The 21,750-nt window shown below is 40.7% G+C and carries 24 protein-coding genes; 20 read left to right on the forward strand and 4 right to left on the reverse strand.

Features of this window, described 5'->3' with window-relative positions:
* The 9 genes from sigH to G613_RS0100880 all read left to right on the forward strand — a co-directional run bounded on the left by sigH (position 1) and on the right by G613_RS0100880 (position 7,009).
* Positions 1–624, forward strand: a complete 624-nt coding sequence (sigH, locus tag G613_RS0100840) for an RNA polymerase sporulation sigma factor SigH (protein WP_029230840.1) — start codon at positions 1–3, stop codon at positions 622–624.
* 179 nt (positions 625–803) lie between these two features.
* Entirely contained in the window at positions 804–1,655 is an 852-nt protein-coding gene (locus G613_RS0100845; protein ID WP_155827999.1) for a transporter substrate-binding domain-containing protein, read from the forward strand.
* A 3-nt stretch (positions 1,656–1,658) separates the two neighbouring features.
* A complete protein-coding gene (locus G613_RS0100850) occupies positions 1,659–2,360 on the forward strand; it encodes an amino acid ABC transporter permease (RefSeq protein WP_029230842.1) in 702 nt (233 codons plus the stop codon).
* A gap of 22 nt (positions 2,361–2,382) precedes the next feature.
* The gene (locus tag G613_RS0100855; RefSeq protein WP_029230843.1) at positions 2,383–3,123 is read left to right on the forward strand and encodes an amino acid ABC transporter ATP-binding protein; all 741 of its coding nucleotides are present in this window, start codon (positions 2,383–2,385) and stop codon (positions 3,121–3,123) included.
* A gap of 157 nt (positions 3,124–3,280) precedes the next feature.
* The gene (gene rpmE, locus G613_RS0100860) at positions 3,281–3,487 is read left to right on the forward strand and encodes a 50S ribosomal protein L31 (protein ID WP_026488091.1); all 207 of its coding nucleotides are present in this window, start codon (positions 3,281–3,283) and stop codon (positions 3,485–3,487) included.
* 75 nt (positions 3,488–3,562) lie between these two features.
* Entirely contained in the window at positions 3,563–4,555 is a 993-nt protein-coding gene (locus G613_RS0100865) for a DUF1385 domain-containing protein (RefSeq protein WP_029230844.1), read from the forward strand.
* The gene (gene prmC, locus G613_RS0100870) at positions 4,548–5,393 is read left to right on the forward strand and encodes a peptide chain release factor N(5)-glutamine methyltransferase (RefSeq protein ID WP_029230845.1); all 846 of its coding nucleotides are present in this window, start codon (positions 4,548–4,550) and stop codon (positions 5,391–5,393) included. Before G613_RS0100865 ends, prmC begins: the two co-directional genes overlap by 8 nt.
* A 64-nt stretch (positions 5,394–5,457) precedes the next feature.
* A complete protein-coding gene (gene prfA, locus G613_RS0100875) occupies positions 5,458–6,525 on the forward strand; it encodes a peptide chain release factor 1 (protein WP_029230846.1) in 1,068 nt (355 codons plus the stop codon).
* A gap of 124 nt (positions 6,526–6,649) precedes the next feature.
* Entirely contained in the window at positions 6,650–7,009 is a 360-nt protein-coding gene (locus G613_RS0100880; protein WP_029230847.1) for an Hpt domain-containing protein, read from the forward strand.
* Here G613_RS0100880 and G613_RS0100885 read toward each other — a convergent pair.
* Entirely contained in the window at positions 7,000–7,503 is a 504-nt protein-coding gene (locus tag G613_RS0100885) for a DUF5721 family protein (RefSeq protein ID WP_029230848.1), read from the reverse strand. The genes G613_RS0100880 and G613_RS0100885 overlap by 10 nt on opposite strands.
* A gap of 225 nt (positions 7,504–7,728) precedes the next feature.
* Here G613_RS0100885 and G613_RS0100890 point away from each other — a divergent pair, with 225 nt between their 5' ends.
* Complete coding sequence (locus tag G613_RS0100890; protein WP_029230849.1) at positions 7,729–8,751, forward strand: substrate-binding domain-containing protein; 1,023 nt, start codon at positions 7,729–7,731, stop codon at positions 8,749–8,751.
* 28 nt (positions 8,752–8,779) lie between these two features.
* On the opposite strand, the gene G613_RS0100895 is transcribed toward G613_RS0100890, so the two are convergent.
* From G613_RS0100895 to G613_RS0100905, 3 genes are read right to left on the reverse strand one after another with little or no spacing between them, the layout of a single operon-like run.
* A complete protein-coding gene (locus tag G613_RS0100895; RefSeq protein WP_029230850.1) occupies positions 8,780–9,517 on the reverse strand; it encodes a LytR/AlgR family response regulator transcription factor in 738 nt (245 codons plus the stop codon).
* Positions 9,518–9,567: 50 nt separating this feature from the next.
* The gene (locus G613_RS0100900) at positions 9,568–9,861 is read right to left on the reverse strand and encodes a DUF1294 domain-containing protein (protein WP_029230851.1); all 294 of its coding nucleotides are present in this window, start codon (positions 9,859–9,861) and stop codon (positions 9,568–9,570) included.
* A 3-nt stretch (positions 9,862–9,864) separates the two neighbouring features.
* The gene (locus G613_RS0100905) at positions 9,865–11,088 is read right to left on the reverse strand and encodes an argininosuccinate synthase (protein WP_029230852.1); all 1,224 of its coding nucleotides are present in this window, start codon (positions 11,086–11,088) and stop codon (positions 9,865–9,867) included.
* A 328-nt stretch (positions 11,089–11,416) separates the two neighbouring features.
* Here G613_RS0100905 and argC point away from each other — a divergent pair, with 328 nt between their 5' ends.
* The 10 genes from argC (at position 11,417) to G613_RS0100955 (ending at position 21,727) form a co-directional block, all read left to right on the forward strand.
* The gene (gene argC, locus G613_RS0100910) at positions 11,417–12,469 is read left to right on the forward strand and encodes an N-acetyl-gamma-glutamyl-phosphate reductase (RefSeq protein WP_029230853.1); all 1,053 of its coding nucleotides are present in this window, start codon (positions 11,417–11,419) and stop codon (positions 12,467–12,469) included.
* Positions 12,470–12,479: 10 nt separating this feature from the next.
* Positions 12,480–12,923 (forward strand): GNAT family N-acetyltransferase, encoded by a 444-nt coding sequence (locus tag G613_RS0100915; RefSeq protein ID WP_029230854.1) that lies wholly within the window; start codon positions 12,480–12,482, stop codon positions 12,921–12,923.
* A gap of 23 nt (positions 12,924–12,946) precedes the next feature.
* On the forward strand, positions 12,947–14,170 hold the full coding sequence (gene argJ / locus G613_RS0100920) for a bifunctional ornithine acetyltransferase/N-acetylglutamate synthase (protein ID WP_029230855.1): 1,224 nt from the start codon (positions 12,947–12,949) through the stop codon (positions 14,168–14,170).
* A gap of 66 nt (positions 14,171–14,236) precedes the next feature.
* A complete protein-coding gene (argB, locus tag G613_RS0100925) occupies positions 14,237–15,127 on the forward strand; it encodes an acetylglutamate kinase (RefSeq protein ID WP_029230856.1) in 891 nt (296 codons plus the stop codon).
* Entirely contained in the window at positions 15,127–16,326 is a 1,200-nt protein-coding gene (locus tag G613_RS0100930) for an aspartate aminotransferase family protein (RefSeq protein ID WP_330361432.1), read from the forward strand. Before argB ends, G613_RS0100930 begins: the two co-directional genes overlap by 1 nt.
* Positions 16,323–17,822 carry a sugar ABC transporter substrate-binding protein gene (locus G613_RS0100935; RefSeq protein ID WP_029230858.1) on the forward strand — a complete coding sequence of 500 codons (1,500 nt, stop codon included), beginning with the start codon at positions 16,323–16,325 and terminating at the stop codon, positions 17,820–17,822. Before G613_RS0100930 ends, G613_RS0100935 begins: the two co-directional genes overlap by 4 nt.
* A 97-nt stretch (positions 17,823–17,919) precedes the next feature.
* Positions 17,920–18,561 (forward strand): helix-hairpin-helix domain-containing protein, encoded by a 642-nt coding sequence (locus tag G613_RS0100940; RefSeq protein ID WP_029674348.1) that lies wholly within the window; start codon positions 17,920–17,922, stop codon positions 18,559–18,561.
* Positions 18,562–18,575: 14 nt separating this feature from the next.
* Positions 18,576–19,256: a response regulator transcription factor gene (locus G613_RS0100945; protein WP_029230860.1), complete on the forward strand. Its 681-nt coding sequence runs from the start codon at positions 18,576–18,578 to the stop codon at positions 19,254–19,256.
* Between the two features lie 12 nt (positions 19,257–19,268).
* Entirely contained in the window at positions 19,269–20,783 is a 1,515-nt protein-coding gene (locus G613_RS0100950) for a sensor histidine kinase (protein ID WP_029230861.1), read from the forward strand.
* The gene (locus G613_RS0100955; RefSeq protein ID WP_029230862.1) at positions 20,780–21,727 is read left to right on the forward strand and encodes a GerMN domain-containing protein; all 948 of its coding nucleotides are present in this window, start codon (positions 20,780–20,782) and stop codon (positions 21,725–21,727) included. Before G613_RS0100950 ends, G613_RS0100955 begins: the two co-directional genes overlap by 4 nt.
* Positions 21,728–21,750: the final 23 nt, after the last annotated feature.

Consider the following 21,750-nt stretch of genomic DNA (forward strand, 5'->3'; position numbering starts at 1 on the left):
ATGAGTGATAACAGGTACAAGGAAATGACGGATGAAGAACTCATCCTTTCTATACGTGATGGCGATGATCCAGCCGGTGTAGACCATATCATGAACAAGTACAAGAATCTTGTCAGGAAAAAAGCTGCTTCCATGTTTGTACTTGGAGCTGACAAGGACGATCTTATTCAGGAGGGCATGATAGGTCTTTTTAAGGCTGTAAGGGATTATGACTGCGGAAGAGATGCCAGTTTTGCTACCTTTGCAGATCTTTGCATTTCGAGGCAGATGTATTCAGCCATTAAGACCATGGCCAGGAAAAAGCATGGTCCTCTTAACAGCTATATCTCTATATATGCCAAAAGAGAGGACATGGGAGAAGACTCTTCTGCAGCCTTGGAAGAACTTCTGGAATCTGATCCCGGCATGATTCCTGAGCAGCATGTTATCGACCAGGAGAACTTAAAGGCCCTGGAAGAAGCCATTGACAGCGAGCTTAGTCCTCTTGAAACTCAGGTTCTTGACCTTTATATTACCGGTATGAGTATCAAACAAATCTCAGCAGTATTATCCAGAGATGAGAAGTCTACAGATAATGCCATGCAGAGAATCAGAAACAAATTAAAGAAATATCTGAACAGATAGTTCAAAGCTGTTAAATTCCTATTAAAAAATAAATGAAAAAGCGCTGAAATTGTCAATCGGCGCTCTTTTTACCTTATTTCCTAGTGGAATGATAGGATTTTGACAGAATGAATTTTATTATGTAAAATGAGTGATACAAATGCAATTTGATTGCGTAAAACATAAGAGGAGAGATGAATATGATGTTATTTGAAAGCAAAAAAGTTCTTGGACTAACTTTGGCAGCAACACTTTTAGCAGGTGCTCTTACAGGTTGCTCTTCATCAGGTACAGAAAGTGCGTCAGGTAACGCAGGAAATAATGTTGAAGTAAATGCTTCCGGTGATCTTTTGGACACTATCACTCAGAGAGGTAAGATTATAATCGCCATGGAAGGCCAGTGGGCTCCCTGGACTTATCATGATGAGTCAGGAGAACTGGTTGGCTTTGATACAGAGGTTGGTAAAGAGATTGCTAAGAGAATCGGTGTTGAAGCTGAGTTTGTAGAAGGCGAGTGGGACGGCCTCTTTACAGGCCTTGACGGCGGAAGATACGATCTTATCATAAACGGCGTTGAGATTACAGATGAAAGAAAAGAAAAGTACGACTTCACAGAACCTTATGCATTTATCAGAACAGCGCTGGTAGTTAAGAATGATAACAGCGACATTACATCTTTTGATGATCTTAAGGGTAAGAAGACCAGCAATTCACTTGGCTCAACCTATGCTGACATGGCGGCAGCTCTTGGCGCTGAGGTTCAGAACGTTGATACACTTTCAGAGACCATTGATATGGTGCTGTCAGGAAGAGTTGATGCTACTTTAAATGCAGAAGTTTCTTTCTATGATTATCTCGGTGAGCATCCTGATGCTCCTATCAAGATCATTGCTCTTACAGAAGAAGCATCAGAGGTTTCCATTCCTCTCAGAAAGGGAGAAGAGACTGAGAAGCTCCGCGGTGCCATTGATAAGGCAATTAAGGAAATGGCTGAGGACGGAACTCTTACAGCCCTTTCAAATAAATACTTTGGACAGGATATTACTAAGTAATATATGAGTGAAAGACTTATTGGAATATTAACAAGTTCATTTTTTAAGATTCTTGTACCCGGAATCAAGGTTACAATACCTTTAACACTTTTGTCTTTTGCACTGAGTCTTGCGGTGGGCCTTCTTTTGGCACTTATCCAGGTGGCCAATATCAAGGTCCTTAGACAGGTGGCAAGGTTTTATATTTGGGTATTCAGGGGAACGCCTCTTATAGTTCAGCTTTTTATCATATTCTTCGGACTTCCCAATATTGGTATTACGCTGGATGCGTTTCCATCAGCAGTTTTGGCCTTTGGCCTTAACCTGGGAGCTTATAATGCCGAGGTTTTCAGATCAGCTATTCTTGCTATTCCTAAGGGACAGCTGGAAGCGGCTTATATGATTGGACTTAACTATCCTCAGGCAATGGCAAGGATTATTTTACCCCAGTCATTCCCGGTAGCTTTTCCTAATCTTTTTAATAACCTTATCAGTTTGTTAAAAGATACCGCTCTGGCCTCAAGTATTACAGTCATTGACCTGTTTACCACAGCTCAGCAGATTGCAGCAAGAACCTATGAGCCCTTTGCTTTGTATCTGGAGGCAGCATTTATTTATCTTATCTTTTCGACGGCTCTTACCTGGCTTCAGAGATATCTTGAAAAGAAGCTTGTCTGGAAGAGTGATGGAAAGAAGGCAGACGCCGGTTATAAGGCTATAGTCTGAATAATTGCAGGTGGTGAAGAAAATGCTGGAGATACATAATTTGCATAAGTCTTTTTCCGGTACCGGAGTTTTGTCGGGAATGGACTTTAAAGTTGATAAGGGGGAAGTTGTTGCTATAATCGGACAATCCGGATCAGGTAAAACAACACTTCTAAGATGCATGAGTTTTCTGGAAAAGGCTGATATCGGTGAGATCATTTTTGATGATTACAAGGGTGATATGGCCAGAATGTCCTCCAAGGACATAAAGATGCTCAGAATGGAAATGGGCTTTGTATTCCAAAGTTTTAATCTGTTTAATAATATGACGGCCTTGGAAAATGTTATGGAAGGCCTTGTGACAGCCAGAAAAATACCTAAGGATAAGGCAAAAGAGATATCTCTGGAGGTTCTTGCCAAGGTTGGAATGCTGAACAGAGCATATTATTATCCGGGAGAGCTATCCGGAGGACAGCAGCAGAGAGTAGCAATAGCAAGGGCAATTGCCCCGGAACCTAAGGTTATTCTGTTTGACGAACCTACAAGTGCTCTTGATCCCGAGCTTACCGGTGAGGTACTTGAGACTATGAAAAAGCTTGCACTTGAGGGCACTACTATGGTCGTTGTTACTCACGAGATGTCATTTGCCAAGGAAGTGGCATCAAGGGTAGTTTTCATGGATGGCGGTGTAGTGGTAGAACAGGGTTCGCCTAAAGAAATCTTTGGTAATCCCAAAGAAGAAAGAACAAGGCAATTCCTTAACAGAGCGCTGCATAAGCTCTGATAGGGGACAAGGGCGTGTTATAGTTTTTTATGCCAATTTTAATGAAAAAATACTTGCGCTTGACATTTAATTATGTTATATTGATATAGCTGTTGTGAAGAACAGCGGTAACTATAGTTAATTAGAAGATTTTTTGTATATAGAGAGGTGAGAAGAGATGAGACAGGACATTCAGCCAGAATTCCATCAGGCCACTGTTACTTGCAACTGCGGTAACACATTCACAGTTGGATCAACAAAGAGTGAGATTCACGTAGAAATTTGCTCAAAGTGCCATCCATTCTATACTGGCCAGCAGAAGGCTACAAGTGCTCGTGGACGTATTGATAAGTTCAACAAGAAATACGGCATGAACAACCAGTAATCTATTTAGTAAAATAAAGAGGTTGAGGCATTAGCCTCGACCTCTTTTTTACATTTACGATTTTTGAGGTGTAGTATGAGGAAAAGAAAAGTAAGACATTACTCAGGAATAGGCGGACAGGCTGTACTTGAGGGCGTAATGATGAAGAACAAGGACATGTACGCTGTTGCAGTCAGAAAGCCTAATGGTGAGATAGAGGTTGAGATTGACGAATACCACGGAATTGCTTACGGAAGTAAGCTTCTCAACATTCCATTTGTCAGAGGTATATTTGTATTCATAGATTCACTTATCTTAGGACTTAAGTCTCTCAATTATTCTTCTTCTTTTTACGAAGAGGGTAATGAGAAGCCTACTAAGCTTGATGAAGAAATTGAGGCTGTATCAGGTGGACATGAGGACACCTTCCTTATGGTTGTGACTACAGCAATTTCCTTCCTGTTTGCGATAGGCCTTTTTATGGTCCTGCCTTATGCACTTTCTGAGATACTTAGCAAATATATCAGAAATGATTCTATGATTGCCATTATTGAGGGCGTTCTTAGAATCGTGATTTTCATTCTGTATATCCTTTTGATTTCATGCATGAAGGATATCAGGCGTCTTTTCCAATATCACGGTGCAGAGCATAAGTGCATTAACTGTATTGAAAAAGGCAGACCTCTTACAGCCAAGAATGTTAAGGGAAGTTCAAGACTTCATAAGAGATGTGGAAGCAGCTTTATTCTTTTTGTAATGCTTGTAAGTATTATCCTGTTTTTCTTTATAAGAGTTGACTCCTATGCTCTTAGAATTCTTGTAAGAATACTGCTTATTCCTGTTATTGCAGGTATTTCCTACGAGCTTATCAGCCTTGCAGGAAGATATGACTTTTTCCTTATAAAGGTTCTTTCCGCTCCAGGGTTATGGCTTCAGAAGCTTACAACCAAGGAACCGGATGAAGATATGATAGAAGTTGCAATTAAGTCTGTTGAGGCTGTATTTGACTGGAAGGAGTTTCTTAAGGATTCTTTCGGTTATGAAATAGACGACAGCTGGTTAAAAGATGACGAAGAAGTAAATGAGTAATTACAGAGATATTTATTTAACTGGATCAGAAAACCTAAAGAAAGCCGGAATCACAGAAGCTATGCTTGATGCCCGGCTTCTTTTAGAATGCGCATGTGGAACAGATCATAACACTCTTTTAGCGCATCCTGACAGAAAGGTAACTGCAGAGGAAGAGGATAGATACCTTGCTATGATAGACAGGAGAGCTAAGAGAGAGCCTGTTGCCTATATTATTGGTAGCTGGAGCTTTATGGGCCTTGATTTTAAGGTTGATAAGAATGTCCTTATTCCTGAGCAGGACACAGAAACACTGGTTGAAGAAGTTATGAGATTTCAGGAAGATGGCATGAGAATCATGGACCTTTGCACAGGATCAGGATGTATAGCTCTAAGTCTCCTTAATTATTCCAATAATACAACTGCAGTGTGCACAGATATTTCTGCCGGAGCCCTTGAAGTGGCAAGAAGTAATGCCAAGGGGCTGGGACTTTCAGACAGAGCTATATTTGTAGAGACAGATCTTTTCCCGGATGAAGATATGGGAAAGTTTGATATTATTGTTTCGAATCCGCCATATATTGCCAGCAGCGTGATCGATAGCCTAGCTCCTGAGGTTAAGGAATACGAGCCAAGACTTGCCCTTGACGGTGCAGAGGATGGTCTTGTTTTTTACAGAAGAATTGTGGAGACAACTCCAAGGTTCCTTAATTCAAACGGATATCTTTTCCTGGAAATAGGGTATGACCAGGGACAGGCTCTTGTGGAAATGCTTGAGGATAAAAAGGTATATCACGATATTCAGGTTATTAAGGACCTTGGAGGAAATGACAGAGTAGTATCAGCGTGCTTCTATTAGCTATTTAGACGGAGTGTTTTCTTTGTAATGTAATGAAAGCTTATAGAATAATGGAGATAGAAACATGTTTGATAGGATAGAAGATATCATTCGCAAGTTCGAAGATATCACAATGGAACTAAATGAACCTACTGTTGCTGCAGACCAGGAGAGATTTAGAAAGCTCATGAAGGAGCAAAAGAATCTGGAACCACTTGTTGAATGCTACAGTGAGTACAAGAAATGCAATGATACCATAGAAGAGAGCCTTCAGATGCTGGATGAAGAATCAGATCCGGATATGAAGGAAATGCTTAAAGAGGAACTCCAGGCTGCCAAGGACAGAATTCCTGAGTTGGAGAATCAACTTAAAATATTGCTTCTTCCCAAGGACCCCAATGATGATAAGAACGTAATCGTTGAGATCAGAGCTGGAGTTGGCGGTGATGAGGCAGCTTTATTTGCTGCTGATATGTATAGGCTTTATACCAGATATGCTGAGAGACAGAACTGGCGCGTAGAGACAATGAGCGTTGAAGATATCGGCATTGGCGGTATTAAGACTGTCAGCTTCATGATCAAGGGAAATGGAGCATATTCCAGACTTAAGTTTGAAAGTGGTGTTCACAGAGTACAGAGAATTCCGGCTACAGAGTCAGGAGGCAGAATTCATACCTCCGCTATAACGGTGGCTATTATGCCGGAAGTTGAGGATGTGGAAGTTGAGATTGATATGAATGACTGCAAGTTTGATGTGTTCAGAGCATCAGGAAACGGCGGTCAGTGTGTCAATACCACAGACTCTGCGGTAAGACTAACTCATTTCCCAACAGGAATTGTTATTTCCTGTCAGGATGAGAAGAGCCAGCAGCAGAACAAGGCTAAGGCTCTTAGAGTACTTAGAGCCAAGCTCTATGAGCTTGAGCAGGAAAGACAACATAACGATGAGGCTGCGCTTCGAAGAAGCCAGGTAGGAAGCGGAGACAGATCCGAGAAGATAAGAACCTATAATTTCCATCAGGGAAGAGTTACGGATCATAGAATCGGGCTTACTCTTTACAAAATCGACCAGATCATGGACGGTGATATAGATGAGATCATTGATTCTCTGATTGCTGCTGATCAGGCTGAGAAGCTCAGTAAAATGGAGTAATTCTGTTAAGTCTTAAATTATAATAAAGAAAGTGTCCTAAAGTTGAAGCCTACTTGTAAAGGATGTATAATCAATTTATGAGTTATATTATATACTTTTTTTCGTGAAAGGTATTTGGTGGCTTATGGACGCAGGATTCAAGAGCGAGTTAATTGAATGGGGTGTCGACTGGGACGAGATATTAGACAGATTCATGGGAAATGAAGACCTTATTGCCAAGTTTATGTTCAAGTTTCTCAATGACCAGAGCATGAGCGATCTGACCAAGTATTTGGCAGAGGGAAATGTGTCGGAAGCTTTTAAAGCTGTCCATACACTTAAAGGTGTAGGCGCAAACCTGGGGTTAAAGGGATTCCTTACTCCGGTATGCGAACTGACAGAAATTCTGAGGGCAGGGTCCATGGAAGGTTACGAGCCTCTTTATAATCAGATCAAGCCAAAGTACGAGTCCTTGATTGTAATACTTAACAAATATCATTCGTAATCGATTGTTTCTATGTTTGCTTTGACAAGAAAGCTTGGGATGTATTCATCCCAGGCTTTTTCTATTGTTTTATCCATAGAAAAAATCTTAAAGGTACATCCTGTAGTAATCAGAATTGTATCTCCGGTAAAGCGTATGTTTATGCCAAGAAGAACCTCGTCAGGGTTGATTCCTGCATCGGCACTTTCAACAACGGCGTTTTTGGTAGCATTATCCGGGTGAAAGATAAACTTAAAACCAAGGGGAGTTCTTTTACCTTTGATCAAATCAAGGCAAAGAGGACGAAGGTCCTTCCATTTGGAGAAATCCTCGGAAAGTGTACTCTCAGGCACTGTGTCATCGTTTTTGTAAAAATCTTTATGTATGTGACCGTCAATGTGGAAGGTATTAAAGGTCTCAACTGTAGCCTCTTCCACAAGAAATTCTTCAAATAATTCACTGGCAAGAAGCTTGGCCATAAAGTTTTTTTTATTTGATATCTTAAGTGCGATCATTGCTATTCCTATCTGACAATTATTTGTATTTTTTATGCAAAGTGCAGGTTAATTGGCACTACCTGATTAGTATATCATGAAAAACTTATATCTTTGCAACTTTTCAATAGGCCAATTTGAACAATTATTGTGAATATTAGTTCACAAAATCAGATAAATTAATTAGTGTATTTTAGATTAAAATTAGTTTATACTATTTCTAGTACACTTTTGAGAGGAATGTTTATGGCTAAGACAGTAAGACTTAAAGATATTGCAGACAGAATAGGCGTAAGCACAGTTACTGTTTCCAAGGCTCTATCCGGACAAAAGGGAATGAGCGAAGAACTCAGAGAAAAGATTCATGCCTTGGCAAATGATATGGGGTATGTTCCTTCGGTATCAAGGAAACAGGATTTCACAAGTAAGAGTTATACCATTGGGGTTCTTATTTCAGAGAACTTCATGAGTGAATATAGTTCTTTTTATACAAGGATGCATCAGCAGGTATCCCAGATTGCTATGGATAAAGGCTGCTTTACCATGCTGGAGGTTATTTCCGTTGAAAACGAAAAAAATAAGGTCACACCAAGACTGGTTGAGGATAATAAGATAGATGGAATCGTTGTGGTGGGAAGACTTGATCAGGAATATTTGAAGGCAATAAAGGATGGAAGCGGAATACCTATGGTCTACCTGGATTTCTGCAATCATACGGGAGACGAGGACGCCGTTGTTTCTGACAGTTATAACGGAGCTTATTGCCTTACAAATTATCTTTTCGATATGGGACACAAGGATATTGCCTTTGTTGGTACAATTCTGGCATCGGGAACAATTACAGACAGATACCTTGGATATACCAAGTCTCTTATGGAGCATGGCCAGCCCTACAGAGGTGACTGGATCATTTATGACAGGGATCTTGATTCGGGAGTTATGGATTATAACAAATATTTTAAGCTTCCCAAGGAGATGCCTACAGCCTTTGTTTGTAACTGCGATCTGGCAGCCAGTATGCTTATTAAAAAGCTGAACGAGAACGGCTATAAGGTTCCTGATGATATTTCCGTTGTGGGCTACGATAACTATTTGTTCCCGGGACTATGCGATATAAGGCTTACAACATACGGGGTAGACAGCTATGAAATGGGCAGAAATGCTATTCTTAACCTTATACGTAAGATAAGCGGAGAGAGATACAGACAGGGTATCATGATTCTTGAAGGTCATATGATAGAAGGCGAAAGCGTTAAAAAAATCAACTAACCTAAGGGCTAGTTGATTTTTCTTTTGTTTATGATTCTTTGGACTTATTACTTATGATTTCTCTTGCTTGTGCTATAGAGTTTCTGTAGGCAAAAGAAACACCAAAAGTTTCGCCGTTATCCAAAGTTACTTTTCCAAAGCTTGTTTTTTTAACGTGATTAACATTTATAAGGGTGTAATCACTTATAGGGCAAATCTGTGGAAAAACTTCACACTGACTGTAGAAATTATAGATTTCATCAATCAGGGAAATAACCTGACCATCAGCGATGTGTATGAGAAGTTCGGATCCGTGCTTTTTGACAAATACTATATCATCTTCCTTGGCATAGAAGGTGCCGTCCTTGCCACGAATTTCCAGAGTGGGAATAGGGTCACCTTTGATTTCTCTGATCTTGTCCATCATAGCAGAAAGCTCTGCAACTTTAAGGGGCTTATCTATGAACATGAGATTAGGGATATCAAGTCCGGATTCTTCATACTGCTTTCTGTAATCTATCTTGGAAACACATAGGATAATGGGCCTAACAACACCATCTTTTAAAAGGAGCTTGACGATTTCAAAGCCTGTTGGCTCTTCAAGGGTCATATCCACAAAAAGCCCATCGTACATTTGAGGATAGCGCAAAAATGCCTCTACATTTCCATAGGAATCAATGTAGAGTCTTTCCCCCATTTCTTTAAAGAAACGATCAGACTGTCTGCCCAGGAGCCTTTCCGTCTGCTTCCTGTCAGCTATATTGTCATCACAAACCGCTATATGCATTTCTTTTCCCTCTGACAAAACTTAAAACTTTTTCATACTTCTCCATTATTTTATATGAAGCTAAAGGAGATAGGAAGCCAAATTAGTAATGCAATCAGTAAAATTTGAACTAAAAGAATAAGCGGAAGACCAACGGTGAAATACCAGTGCTTGGTCTTGTGTCTGAAAACAAGCATTCCCAGAATGGAACCAATGCTTCCGCCTACGATTGCCACAGAAAATAGGGTTGCCTCAGGAACACGGAAGGCGTTTCGTTTCGCCCTCCGCTTATCAATTCCCATTAAGGCAAACCCTACTATATTTGTTAAAACTAAGTAACCTATTAGAAGAACCAAAGAATTCATTAATTACTTATTAGATTCTACTTCCTGCATTTTCATAGCACGAACCTTGCATGAAAGTCCAAAGAGATTGATAAAGCCCTCTGCATCATGGTGGTCGTAGAGATCACCTGTCTTGAAGGAGGCAATGCTCTCATTGTAGAGAGAATAAGGAGACTTGGTGCCTGCCTTAATGATATTGCCCTTGTAGAGCTTGAATGTAACTTCACCTGTTACATATTTCTGAGTGGACTGGATGAAAGCCTGCTCAGCTTCTCTTAAAGGAGTGAACCATTTCCCTTCATATACTATATCTGCAAACTTGTTGCCCATATCTTTTTTCATTGTATAGGTATCGCGGTCCAAAATCAACTCTTCAAGCTGCTGATGAGCTTCGTAGAGGATAGTTCCGCCGGGAGTTTCATAAACGCCGCGGCTCTTCATGCCTACTACACGGTTCTCTACAATATCTACGATACCAATACCGTTCTCGCCGCCGAGCTTGTTGAGAGTACGGATGATATCTGAAACCTTCATTTCCTTGCCGTTAACTGACTTAGGAACTCCAGCTTCAAAAGTCATAGTAACAGTAGTTGGAGTATCAGGTGCATCCTCAGGAGTTTTGCCCAGGACTAAGAGATGTTTGTAATTGGGTTCAAGTGAAGGATCCTCAAGCTCAAGGCCCTCATGTGATATATGCCAGAGATTACGATCGCGGCTATAGCTTGAATCTGCAGAGAATGGAAGATTGATTCCATGAGCTTTGCAGTATTCGATTTCTGATTCACGGGAATCCATTGTCCACTTGTCATTTCTCCAGGCAGCAATGATCTTGATATCAGGTGCAAGAGCCTTGATTCCAAGCTCGAATCTGATCTGGTCATTGCCCTTACCGGTAGCACCATGGCAGATGGCAACAGCGCCTTCTTTTCTTGCTACTTCAACAAGTTTCTTGGCGATAAGAGGACGAGCCATGGAAGTTCCCAGAAGATACTTGTTCTCGTATACAGCGTGTGCCTGAACACATGGAACAATGTACTCATCACAAAATTCATCTACTACATCAAGAATATAGAGCTTGCTTGCGCCGCAGCTGATTGCTCTTTCCTCAAGACCATCCAGTTCTTCTTCCTGACCACAGTCGATACATACGCAAACAACTTCGTAGTCGTAATTTTCCTTGAGCCATGGAATGATAGCTGTAGTATCAAGTCCGCCGGAATATGCAAGAATTACTTTTTCTTTTGCCATTTTCATAACCTCGTCTTTCTTTATATTCTTATTTCGATTATCATTAATATTGTACGGCTTTTTGATTATTTTTAATCAGGAAAACCGCCTACTAGTTCAATATAAATCATCAATGCATAAAATGCAACACATTTTTGCATAAATATTTAAAAAGATATAAAAATATGCATAAATATTAAATTTTTGTTGCATTATTTTTTTTGACGTCGTATACTGAAAAAAATATTTCAAGCTGCTCCGATGTGCTATTTATCTGTATCGGCAATTTGTAGCTTGTATACAATACAATTAGTGATCTTACATTTTTAATGGAAAGAGGATGCATATTATGATTAAAGTTGGCATTATTGGTGCGACAGGGTATGCGGGTGCAGAGATTGCAAGGATTCTATTGGGACACCCTGAAGCTGAGGTTGTATGGTACGGATCTAAGAGCTATGTGGGCGAGGAGTTTTCAAGCATATATGGAAACTTTTTCAAAATAATAGACGACAAATGTCTTGATGATAATATGGAAGAACTGGCTAATGAAGTGGACGTTGTTTTTACTGCGACACCCCAAGGGCTTTGCGCTTCTCTTATAAATGAAGATATTCTTGGCAAGGTCAAGGTAATTGATCTTTCTGCTGATTTCAGATTAAAAGATGTAACTGAATACGAGAAATGGTACAAGATTGAGCATAAAGCTCCTTCTTATATAGAAGAAGCTGTTTACGGATTGTGCGAGATCAACAGAGATAAGGTGGCAAGTGCGAGACTTGTTGCAAACCCGGGCTGTTATACAACCTGCTCGATTCTGACTGCATATCCGCTTGTAAAAGAGGGGCTTATTGATCCTGATACTCTTATTATAGATGCTCTCAGTGGAGTCACAGGAGCAGGAAGAGGCGCTAAGGTAGCCAATCTCTATTGTGAAGTAAATGAGAGTGTAAAACCCTACGGTGTTGCTAACCACAGACATACTCCTGAAATCGAGGAACAGCTTGGATATGCTGCCGGCAAGAAGCTTGTGCTTAACTTCACACCACACCTTGTTCCTATGAACAGAGGTATCCTTGCTACTGAGTACGCTACATTGGTTAAGAAGGATGGAAAGCTTCCTACAGCCCAGGATATTAGAGCTGCCTATGAGAAGTATTACGGAAATGAGATATTCATAAGGCTTCTTAAGGATGGGGTATATCCTGAAACAAGATTTGTCCAGGGCAGTAATTTTGTGGATATCGGCTTTAAGGTGGACGAAAGAACCGGCAGGGTTATCATGATGGGGGCAATTGATAATCTTGTTAAGGGCGCAGCAGGACAGGCTGTACAGAATATGAATATTATGTTTGGACTTGATGAAACAATGGGACTTAGGATTGTTCCCAAATGTCCATGAGGAGACAGGTATGGTTCGTGTAATGACAATTGATGACTACGATGAGGTATGGGAGCTTTGGAATTCCATCCATGGTTTTGGACTTAGAAGTCTTGATGATTCTCTGGAGGGAATAGATAGATTTTTAAAAAGAAATCCCACCACCAGCGTAGTAGATATTGAGGATGGAAAAATAGTGGGCGCTATTTTATGTGGCCATGACGGAAGAAGAGCCTGCCTTTATCATGTCTGTGTTAATGAGAAGTACAGAATGCATGGTATTGGCAAAAAGATGGTGAACTTTTGCTGTGAGCAGCTTAAAAAGGAGCATATCAACAAGGTTTGTTTAAATGCGTTTGTTACAAATGAAGTTGGAAACAAATTCTGGCAGAAAATGAATTGGAACCTCAGAGATGATATGAATTATTATGATCTTCCACTTAATGAGGACAATAAAACTGTATTTGTACCATGATAAATAAAGGGATGGTGAGAAATATGAATATAATTGAGGGCGGAGTTACCGCTTCTAAGGGTTTTAAAGCAGCTTGTTGTGAGGCTAATATCAAGTATAAGGACAGAACAGATATGGCTCTTTTGTATTCCGAAGTGCCGTGTGTGTGTGCCGGAACCTTTACTTCCAATGTGGTTAAGGCTGCTTGTGTTATGTGGGATAAGCAGATTGTAGAATCCGGGGATTTTCTGCAGGCGGTTGTTGTCAATTCTGGAATAGCCAATGCTTGTACCGGAAAAGAGGGCTTTGATGCCTGCAAGGCAACTGCTGATGCGGTAGAAAAGAGCCTTGGTGTCCCATTTAATTCTGTTGCTGTGGCTTCTACTGGTGTAATCGGAATGCAGCTTCCTGTGGACAAACTTGTTGCAGGAGTAAATATGATGAGCAAGACCTTGGATGATAGCATAAAGGCAGGAACTGATGCTTCCAAGGCTATTATGACAACAGATACTGTCAATAAAGAAACAGCTGTTTCTTTTGAAATAGGCGGAAAGACTGTAACACTTGGAGGAATGAGCAAAGGTTCAGGAATGATCCATCCCAACATGTGCACAATGCTGGCTTTTCTGACTACAGACCTTGCAATCGAGAAAGCTCTTTTGCAGGAGGCAGTAAGTGAGGTGGTTAAGGACACCTTCAATATGATAACAGTTGATGGGGATACCTCAACAAATGATACGCTTTTGTGCATGGCAAATGGCCTTGCTGAGAACGACAAGATCACAGAGAAAAATCAGGACTATGAAACCTTCAAGGAAGCCCTTGGATTTGTTTGTGAGTTTTTGGCCAAGAAGATGGCAGCTGACGGAGAGGGCGCAAGTAAGCTTTTTGAAGCAAAGGTTATAGGAGCCAAGGACAAGCAGGATGCCAGAATTCTTGCAAGATCAATAGTTGGTTCGAATCTTTCCAAGGCTGCTATCTACGGATGTGATGCAAATTTCGGAAGATTCCTTTGCGCTATGGGCTATTCCGGAGCAGAGTTTGATCAGAACGATGTGGAGCTGTTCTTTGAAAGTGTTAATGGTAAGCTCAAGGTATTTGATAAGGGTACACCAATTGTTTTTGATGAAGACAAGGCACTTGAAATCATGAAGGCAGACACTGTAACAGTTTTTGTGAATATGAATGAAGGACAGGCCAGTGCTACAGCTTGGGGCTGTGATCTGACATATGATTATGTAAAAATAAATGCGGATTACAGATCTTGATAACTAATCACTGAACATATCGCATATCATTAGCTATTTATACCTGGAATTAGGGAGGATATTACCATGGATAAGGACATGCAGGAAGTATTAAAGAAGGCGGAGGTACTTGTAGAAGCACTTCCGTATATTCAGAAGTTCAATAGAAAAGTTATTGTTGTGAAATACGGTGGAAGTGCAATGAGTAATCCTGAGCTTCAAAAAAGCGTAATTACTGACATTACTCTTCTTAAACTTGTAGGACTAAAGCCTATTATCGTGCATGGCGGCGGTAAGGCAATCAGTACCTGGGTTTCCAAAGTGGGTAAAGAAGCTGAGTTTGTCAATGGCCTTAGAGTAACAGATGAAGAGACCATGGAAATTGCTGAAATGGTACTTGGCAGAGTTAATAAGCAGCTTGTGTCTATGGTTCAGGAGCTGGGAGTTAAGGCAATCGGTATAAGCGGCAAGGATTCAGGGCTTTTGCATGTATCCAAAAAGTATTCCGATGGCAAGGATATAGGCTTTGTGGGCGAAGTTGACAAGGTGGATCCAAAGGTCCTTTTTGACATGATGGATAATGACTATCTTCCGATTGTAGCTCCTATTGGTTTCGATGATAATTTTGACACTTATAATATCAATGCTGATGATGCTGCCTGCGCCATTGCCAAGGCGGTTGGAGCTGATAAGCTGGCTTTTTTGACAGACATAGAGGGCGTTTACAAGGATATCAATGATCCTTCCACATTTATTTCCCGTCTCACCTGCTCTGAGGCCGATGCTCTTATAGCAAGCGGAAATATCGGTGGAGGCATGCTGCCTAAGCTTAATAACTGCACTAACGCTATCCGTGAAGGCGTTGATAAGGTGCATATCCTTGACGGAAGAATTCCCCATTGTCTGCTTCTTGAGATATTCACAAATATGGGTGTCGGAACCATGTTCATGGCTGATAATGCCGAGGAGATAGCGTGATGAGTGAGATGATGAAAAACTATATTGAAGAAGCCGAGAAAGCGCTTCTGCATACCTATAACAGATATCAGATAGTTCTGGACAGGGGCGATGGAGTATATCTTTACGACCTTGATGGTAAAAAATATCTCGACTTCGTTTCAGGAATAGCGGTTTTTGCCCTTGGATACAATAACAAGGAATACAATGATGCTCTAAAAGCGCAGATTGATAAGCTTCTTCATACTTCCAATTATTATTACAATGTTCCGGCTATAGAGGCTGCCATAAAGATGAAGGAAGTATCCGGTATGGACAGGGTATTTTTTACCAATAGCGGAGCAGAGGCAATTGAAGGTGCCTTAAAGGCTGCAAGGAAGTATCACTACCTAAAGACCGGAAAGAGTGATGGTGAGATCATAGCCATGAACCATTCCTTCCATGGTAGAACCTTCGGAGCTTTATCTGTAACGGGAAATCCTCATTATAGAGAAGCTTTTGAGCCAATGATCGGAAATGTAAAGTTTGCTGATCTCAATGATTTTGGAAGCGTTGAAGCGTTGGTTACAGACAAGACCTGCGCTATTATTCTGGAGACTGTTCAGGGAGAAGGCGGAATATTCCCGGCTACAGAAGAGTTCCTTACCAAGATAAGGGAGCTTTGTGATGAAAAGGACATTCTCATGATCCTTGATGAAATTCAATGCGGCATGGGCAGAACAGGCTACATGTATGCCTGGCAGAAATATGGTATCAAGCCGGACATCATGACTACGGCTAAGGCTCTTGGATGCGGAGTTCCGGTGGGTGCCTTCCTTATGACAGAGAAAGTCGGCGCAAATTCTTTGGTGGCAGGAGACCATGGTACAACCTACGGTGGAAATCCATTTGCGTGTGCAGCAGTTTCCAAAGTACTTGATTTATTTAAACAGGACAATATAATAGAGAATGTGAAAGAAGTAGCTCCTTATTTAGAGAAGCGTTTAGACGAGCTTAAGGATGAGTATGACTTCATAATCGATAGAAGAGGTGCGGGCTTGATGCAGGGACTTGTGTTTAACAGGCCTGTTTCAGAGATAATAAATAAAGCTCTTGAAAATGGACTTATATTAATTAATGCCGGGACTGAGATTATCAGATTCGTTCCACCTCTCATTATAACTAAAGAGAATGTGGATGACATGATCAGTATTTTACGGTCATGCCTGGAGTCTGTATGAAATTAAGAATCAGAATTTTTTCTATTATACTTATTGCATGTACCCTTGCGGGCACCATAGTGTACGCCCGCTCGGGACAGAGCATTTTTGAAAATCGTTCATTGTTTCCCAAAACCAGAACAACAGTAAGATTGTGGTACACTGATGATTCGCTTACAAGCTACCTTCAGAGCAAGGCGGTAGCTTATTCAGAGAATAATCAGAATGTCCGTATCGAACCGGTTTTAGTGTCTGGTACGGAATATCTGGAAGCTATTAACAAGGCTTCTCTTGAAAATGACAATTACCCTGACCTCTTTATTCTAACTAACGATTCATTGGAAAAGGCTTATTTAGCAGGTCTTGCCATGGAAATTACCGATGGCGAGGATTATCTTTCCGATGAGATGTTTCCTGATGCAGCAATCAATTCTGTTTCCTATAACGGAAGATATATTGCTTACCCTATGTATTTCGAGACAAGCAGCCTTGTATATAACAAGACCTATCTTGAAGAAATGGCTGTAGCAAATATGCAGTCGGAGATAGATGCTGCGGAGGGTGAAGCTGCTCAGGCAGAAATTGATAACGCATCCGAGGCTTCTTCGGATTCTAGTGAGGATGCAGCTTCAACAGAGGTTTCTACTGAGATCACTCAGGTTATGATTGAGCAGGAGATTGCAAACAGCCTTCCGCTTTCTATATCTGATATCCTTAAATTTGCCCAAAGCTACAACGCTCCGGAGCAGGTTGAAGCCGTATTTAAGTGGGATGTAACTGATATCTTTTACAATTACTTCTTTGTTGGAAACTATATGAATGTCGGTGGCAAAGCCGGTGATGATGTGAACCAGATCGACATTTATAATACCAATACAATCAGCTGTATGAAGATTTATCAGCAGCTTAATCAGTTCTTTGCTATTGATGCCGATGAGATTGACTATGACAAGATTGTTTCGGACTTTATTGATGGCAAGATTGTATTTACAGTAGCTACAACAGACATTCTTGGCAAGATAAAAGAGGCTCAGGATGCGGGAGAGTGTCCTTACGAGTTTGCGGTTGCCGATATGCCCGGACTTACAAGTGATTTTGGAACAAGGACAATGTCAGTTACAAACTGTATTGTTGTAAACGGATATACAGAGCACATTCAAGAGGCCAATGCAGTAGCAAGATATCTTTGCAATGATAATTCAGGTGATATTTACGTAAGTAGCGGCAAGGTGGCAGCTCATTACGGTGTTAAGTACAGCGACAGCAATATATATACCTTTGTTGATGTTTATAAAGACTCAGTTCCTATGCCCAAGACTATTGAGACCAGTAACCTTTGGATGGAACTTGAAATAGCCTTTACCAAGATTTGGAATGGAGAGGACTGTAACGCAATACTTAAAGCAGTCTCTGAGAGTATCATGACGCAGGTTACGGGAGATTCCTATACGGAAGAGCTTATTCCTGATCCGGATGACGAGGCTATTACTGCTGGTCTTACTGAAGATAGCGATTGATGACAGAAACGCAATATTAATAAATGCTATTGCGTTATGCCATTAACTTTTATAAAATTAAAAATGCATGGCGGGGTCCTCTATTTTAGGAGGAAACATGCGAAATATACTAGTAGTACTAATGATCATGGTTATGCTTGTGGGATGCCAAAGGGCAGACTCACAGGAAATGGTTTTATCTGATGAAGGATATGATCAGAAGCTTGTGCTGGATGCGGCAGAAGAGGAGACTTTACCTTTAGAGAGTCCGGAAAGCCCTGCAGAGACAGAGCCTGTGACATGCGCGGTCTTTGTTTGCGGTGCGGTCACTAATCCGGGAGTCTATTATCTTGACGGACAGTGCAGGATAGTAGATGTGGTTGAGGCAGCCGGAGGTTTTACTGAGAATGCCGATAAAACTTATGTTAATCTTGCAGCTCAGATTCAGGATGGTCTTAAACTACAGATTCCGACAATAGCAGAATCTGTGGAGCAGGAATCAAAATCTCAGATAGAGAGCTTTGACACAGTAAAGAGCTCTGATGTATCTGACACAGATAATCAAAACGGACTTGTTAATATCAATACAGCTTCTCTTGAGCAGCTTAAGACGCTTCCGGGAATCGGAGACGGCATTGCCGGGAGGATAATTGATTATCGCAGTGAGAACGGAAAGTTTTCAAGTATCGAAGATATCATGAAGGTTTCCGGAATAAAAGATAAGCTATTTTCCAAAATTAAGGATCATATTACTGTTTAGAAATGGTGGTTTAGATGAGTAAGAAAGCACTTGTGGTAGACGATGAAAAAGTAATTGTTAAGGGAATCAAGTACAGCCTGGAACAGGATGACATAGTAGTTGACTGTGCTTATGATGGTCAGGAAGCTCTCGATAAGGCAAGAGCTAATGAGTATGACATAATTCTTCTTGATGTTATGCTTCCTGTGCTTACAGGTTTTGAAGTTTGCCAGCAAATCAGAGAGTTTTCAAATGTTCCGATTATCATGCTCACAGCAAAGGGAGATGATATGGACAAGATTCTGGGCCTTGAGTACGGTGCAGATGACTATATAACCAAACCTTTCAATATTCTTGAGGTTAAGGCAAGAATCAAGGCTATTATGCGTAGAGCATCCAAGAATACGGACAATAAGGATGTTATTACCTATGGCGATCTGAAACTCAACGAAGAGTACAGAAGAGTTTTTGTCGGCAATAAAGAGATAAATGTTACCAGCCGTGAGTATGAGCTTTTGGAGCTACTAGCTTCAAATCCCGGCAAGGTTTATTCAAGGGAAGAACTGCTTACTACTATTTGGGGAACAGAGTATCCCGGTGATGTTAGAACTGTTGATGTTCACATAAGGAGACTTCGTGAGAAGCTTGAGTCTAACCCAAGTGAACCCAGATATGTCAGAACAAAATGGGGTAGTGGCTATTTTTTCCAGCCATAACAACATGGTAATATGAATAAGTTTGTAGATGGAATTATTGAATTCTTTAAACAATTAAAAATAAGAGACCTTCTAAAAAGTCTAAGAGTACGTTTTTTCTTTGTTGTAGCTATTACAGGATTGTTATCATGCATTTCTGTGCATCTGATGATTCTTGATAGCTACGAGAATCGTGCTGTCAGCGTCAAATCTACTGAGGTACAGACTCAGCTTAAGATTTTGGCAAATCACCTTATTATATACAATTATTTACAAGACCCGTCCTCAGATGTGATTAATGCTGAGCTTGATATGCTTGCAAATCTTTATGACGGACGTGTTATGGTAATCAATGATGACCTTAAGGTTGTTAAGGATACCTATAGCATTAGCCAGGGTAAAACTATTATTTCTGAAGAAGTAGTTAACTGCCTTAAGACCGGAACAAAGGGAACGATGTCCAGTTATGATCAGGCTAATGGTTATATTGAGCTTCTTACTCCGATTGTTGAGACTCAGGTTATTGAGGAGCAGGACGTATATGAAAGTGGTGACAAGAACGAGGTGGTCAGAGGAGTTCTTTTAACAAGTGTATCAACTGACACCATTGCAACCACCATGGAAATTCTAGACAGAAGAGCTACAACAATCGAACTCTTGATAGCTATGGTTATTCTTGTGTCTGCAGCTTTGGTTGCATATGCGCTTCTTAAGCCCTTTGATAGAATTACGGCTGCTATCAATGATATAAAGGAAGGATATACAGATAAGCCGATCGTAGGCCCTAACTATATGGAGACTGAGCAGATCATCAAGGCTTTCAACGCTCTTCTTAGAAGAATGAAGGTTCTGGATGATTCCAGACAGGAATTTGTTTCAAATGTGTCCCATGAGCTTAAGACTCCTATTACTTCTATCAAAATTCTTGCGGATTCACTTCTTGCTCAGGAGGATGTTCCTAACGAGGTTTACAGGGAGTTTATGCAGGATATTGGAAGTGAGATAGACAGGGAAGATAAGATTATTAACGACCTTCTTGCTCTTGTTAAGATGGATAAGACTTCAGCGGGGCTTTCTATCACTGAGGTGGATGTAGTTGCTTTAACAGAGAGCGTTCTTAAGAGAATGAGACCTATAGCAAGGAAGCATAATATTGAACTCACACTGGAAAGCAAAAGAGCAATAACAGCTGCAATTGATGAGGTTAAGATTTCACTTCTTATAATGAACCTGGTTGAGAATGCTATTAAATATAACAAGGACAATGGCTGGGTAAGAGTAACCCTTGACGCTGATCACCAATATTTCTTTGTGGAGGTGGCAGACTCGGGAATGGGTATTCCTGAATCATCGCTGGATCACATCTATGAGAGATTCTACAGAGTAGATAAATCCAGATCCAGAGAAATCGGTGGAACCGGTCTTGGACTTTCTATTGCGAGAAATGTTGTTATCATGCACAGAGGCTCAATAGATGTAAAGAGTACCCTGGGAGAAGGAACAACCTTTACAGTTAAGATTCCGTTATCAGCGGTGGGAACGAAATGATGAAAAAAGTTATGAGACATACAAATTTCATAAGGAATCTAAGCGTCATACTGGCTTTGACATTTCTTTTGCCCTCGCTTTCAGGATGCGGCAAGGAGAAAGAGGTTTCCGAGCAGCTGATAAAGGTGTACTACGTTAACAGTTCGGAAACAGGTATTATTTCCAAGGACTACGAGCTGGTTACACCGATAAATGATACGGATTCTGCTATAGTAGAGCTTATCGAAGTGCTTGGTCAGATGCCTGACAGGATGCAGTACGAGGCGCCAATATCAGGTGATATCCATCTGATCGGATATACTCTCAATGACAAGCTTTTGACCATGAACTTTAGCCCCAATTACAGCAATCTTGGAAGAACGATAGAGATTCTGGACAGAGCAGCAATAGTCAGGACCTTTACACAGCTTGATGATATTGATTATGTTTCCTTCCAGATAGAAGGAACACCGATAACTGACCACTATGGAAATGTAATCGGCAATATGTCGGCTGATACCTTTATTTACAATGCGGGTAACGAGATCAATACCTATGAGAAGGTTGAGCTCAAGCTGTACTTTGCCAGCGACGACGGTAAAAAACTGATTCCTGTTTACAGGTCAGTTGTTTACAACAGTAATATTTCTATGGAGAAACTTGCTGTAGAGCAGATTATAAGCGGTCCAAACACGGATATTGCGTATCCGACGCTTAACAAAGAAACAAAGATCAGGAGTACAAATACCAAGGACGGTGTCTGCTATATTGATTTTGATTCTGCTTTCCTTAACCAGACCGGATCTGTTTCAGCTGAGACTGCAATCTACTCTATTGTAAATACTCTTACTGAGCTTCCTAATATCAATAAGGTGGTTTTCTCTGTTAACGGAGAGTCAGCCTTTACTTTTATGGATTATCTTATAAGCGGATCCTATGAGAGAAATCTTGATCTTGTAGAATGAGCAGAATGAAATACGTGTTAATA

The sequence above is a fragment of the Butyrivibrio sp. VCB2006 genome, assembly GCF_000420945.1.
GTDB lineage: Bacteria > Bacillota > Clostridia > Lachnospirales > Lachnospiraceae > Butyrivibrio.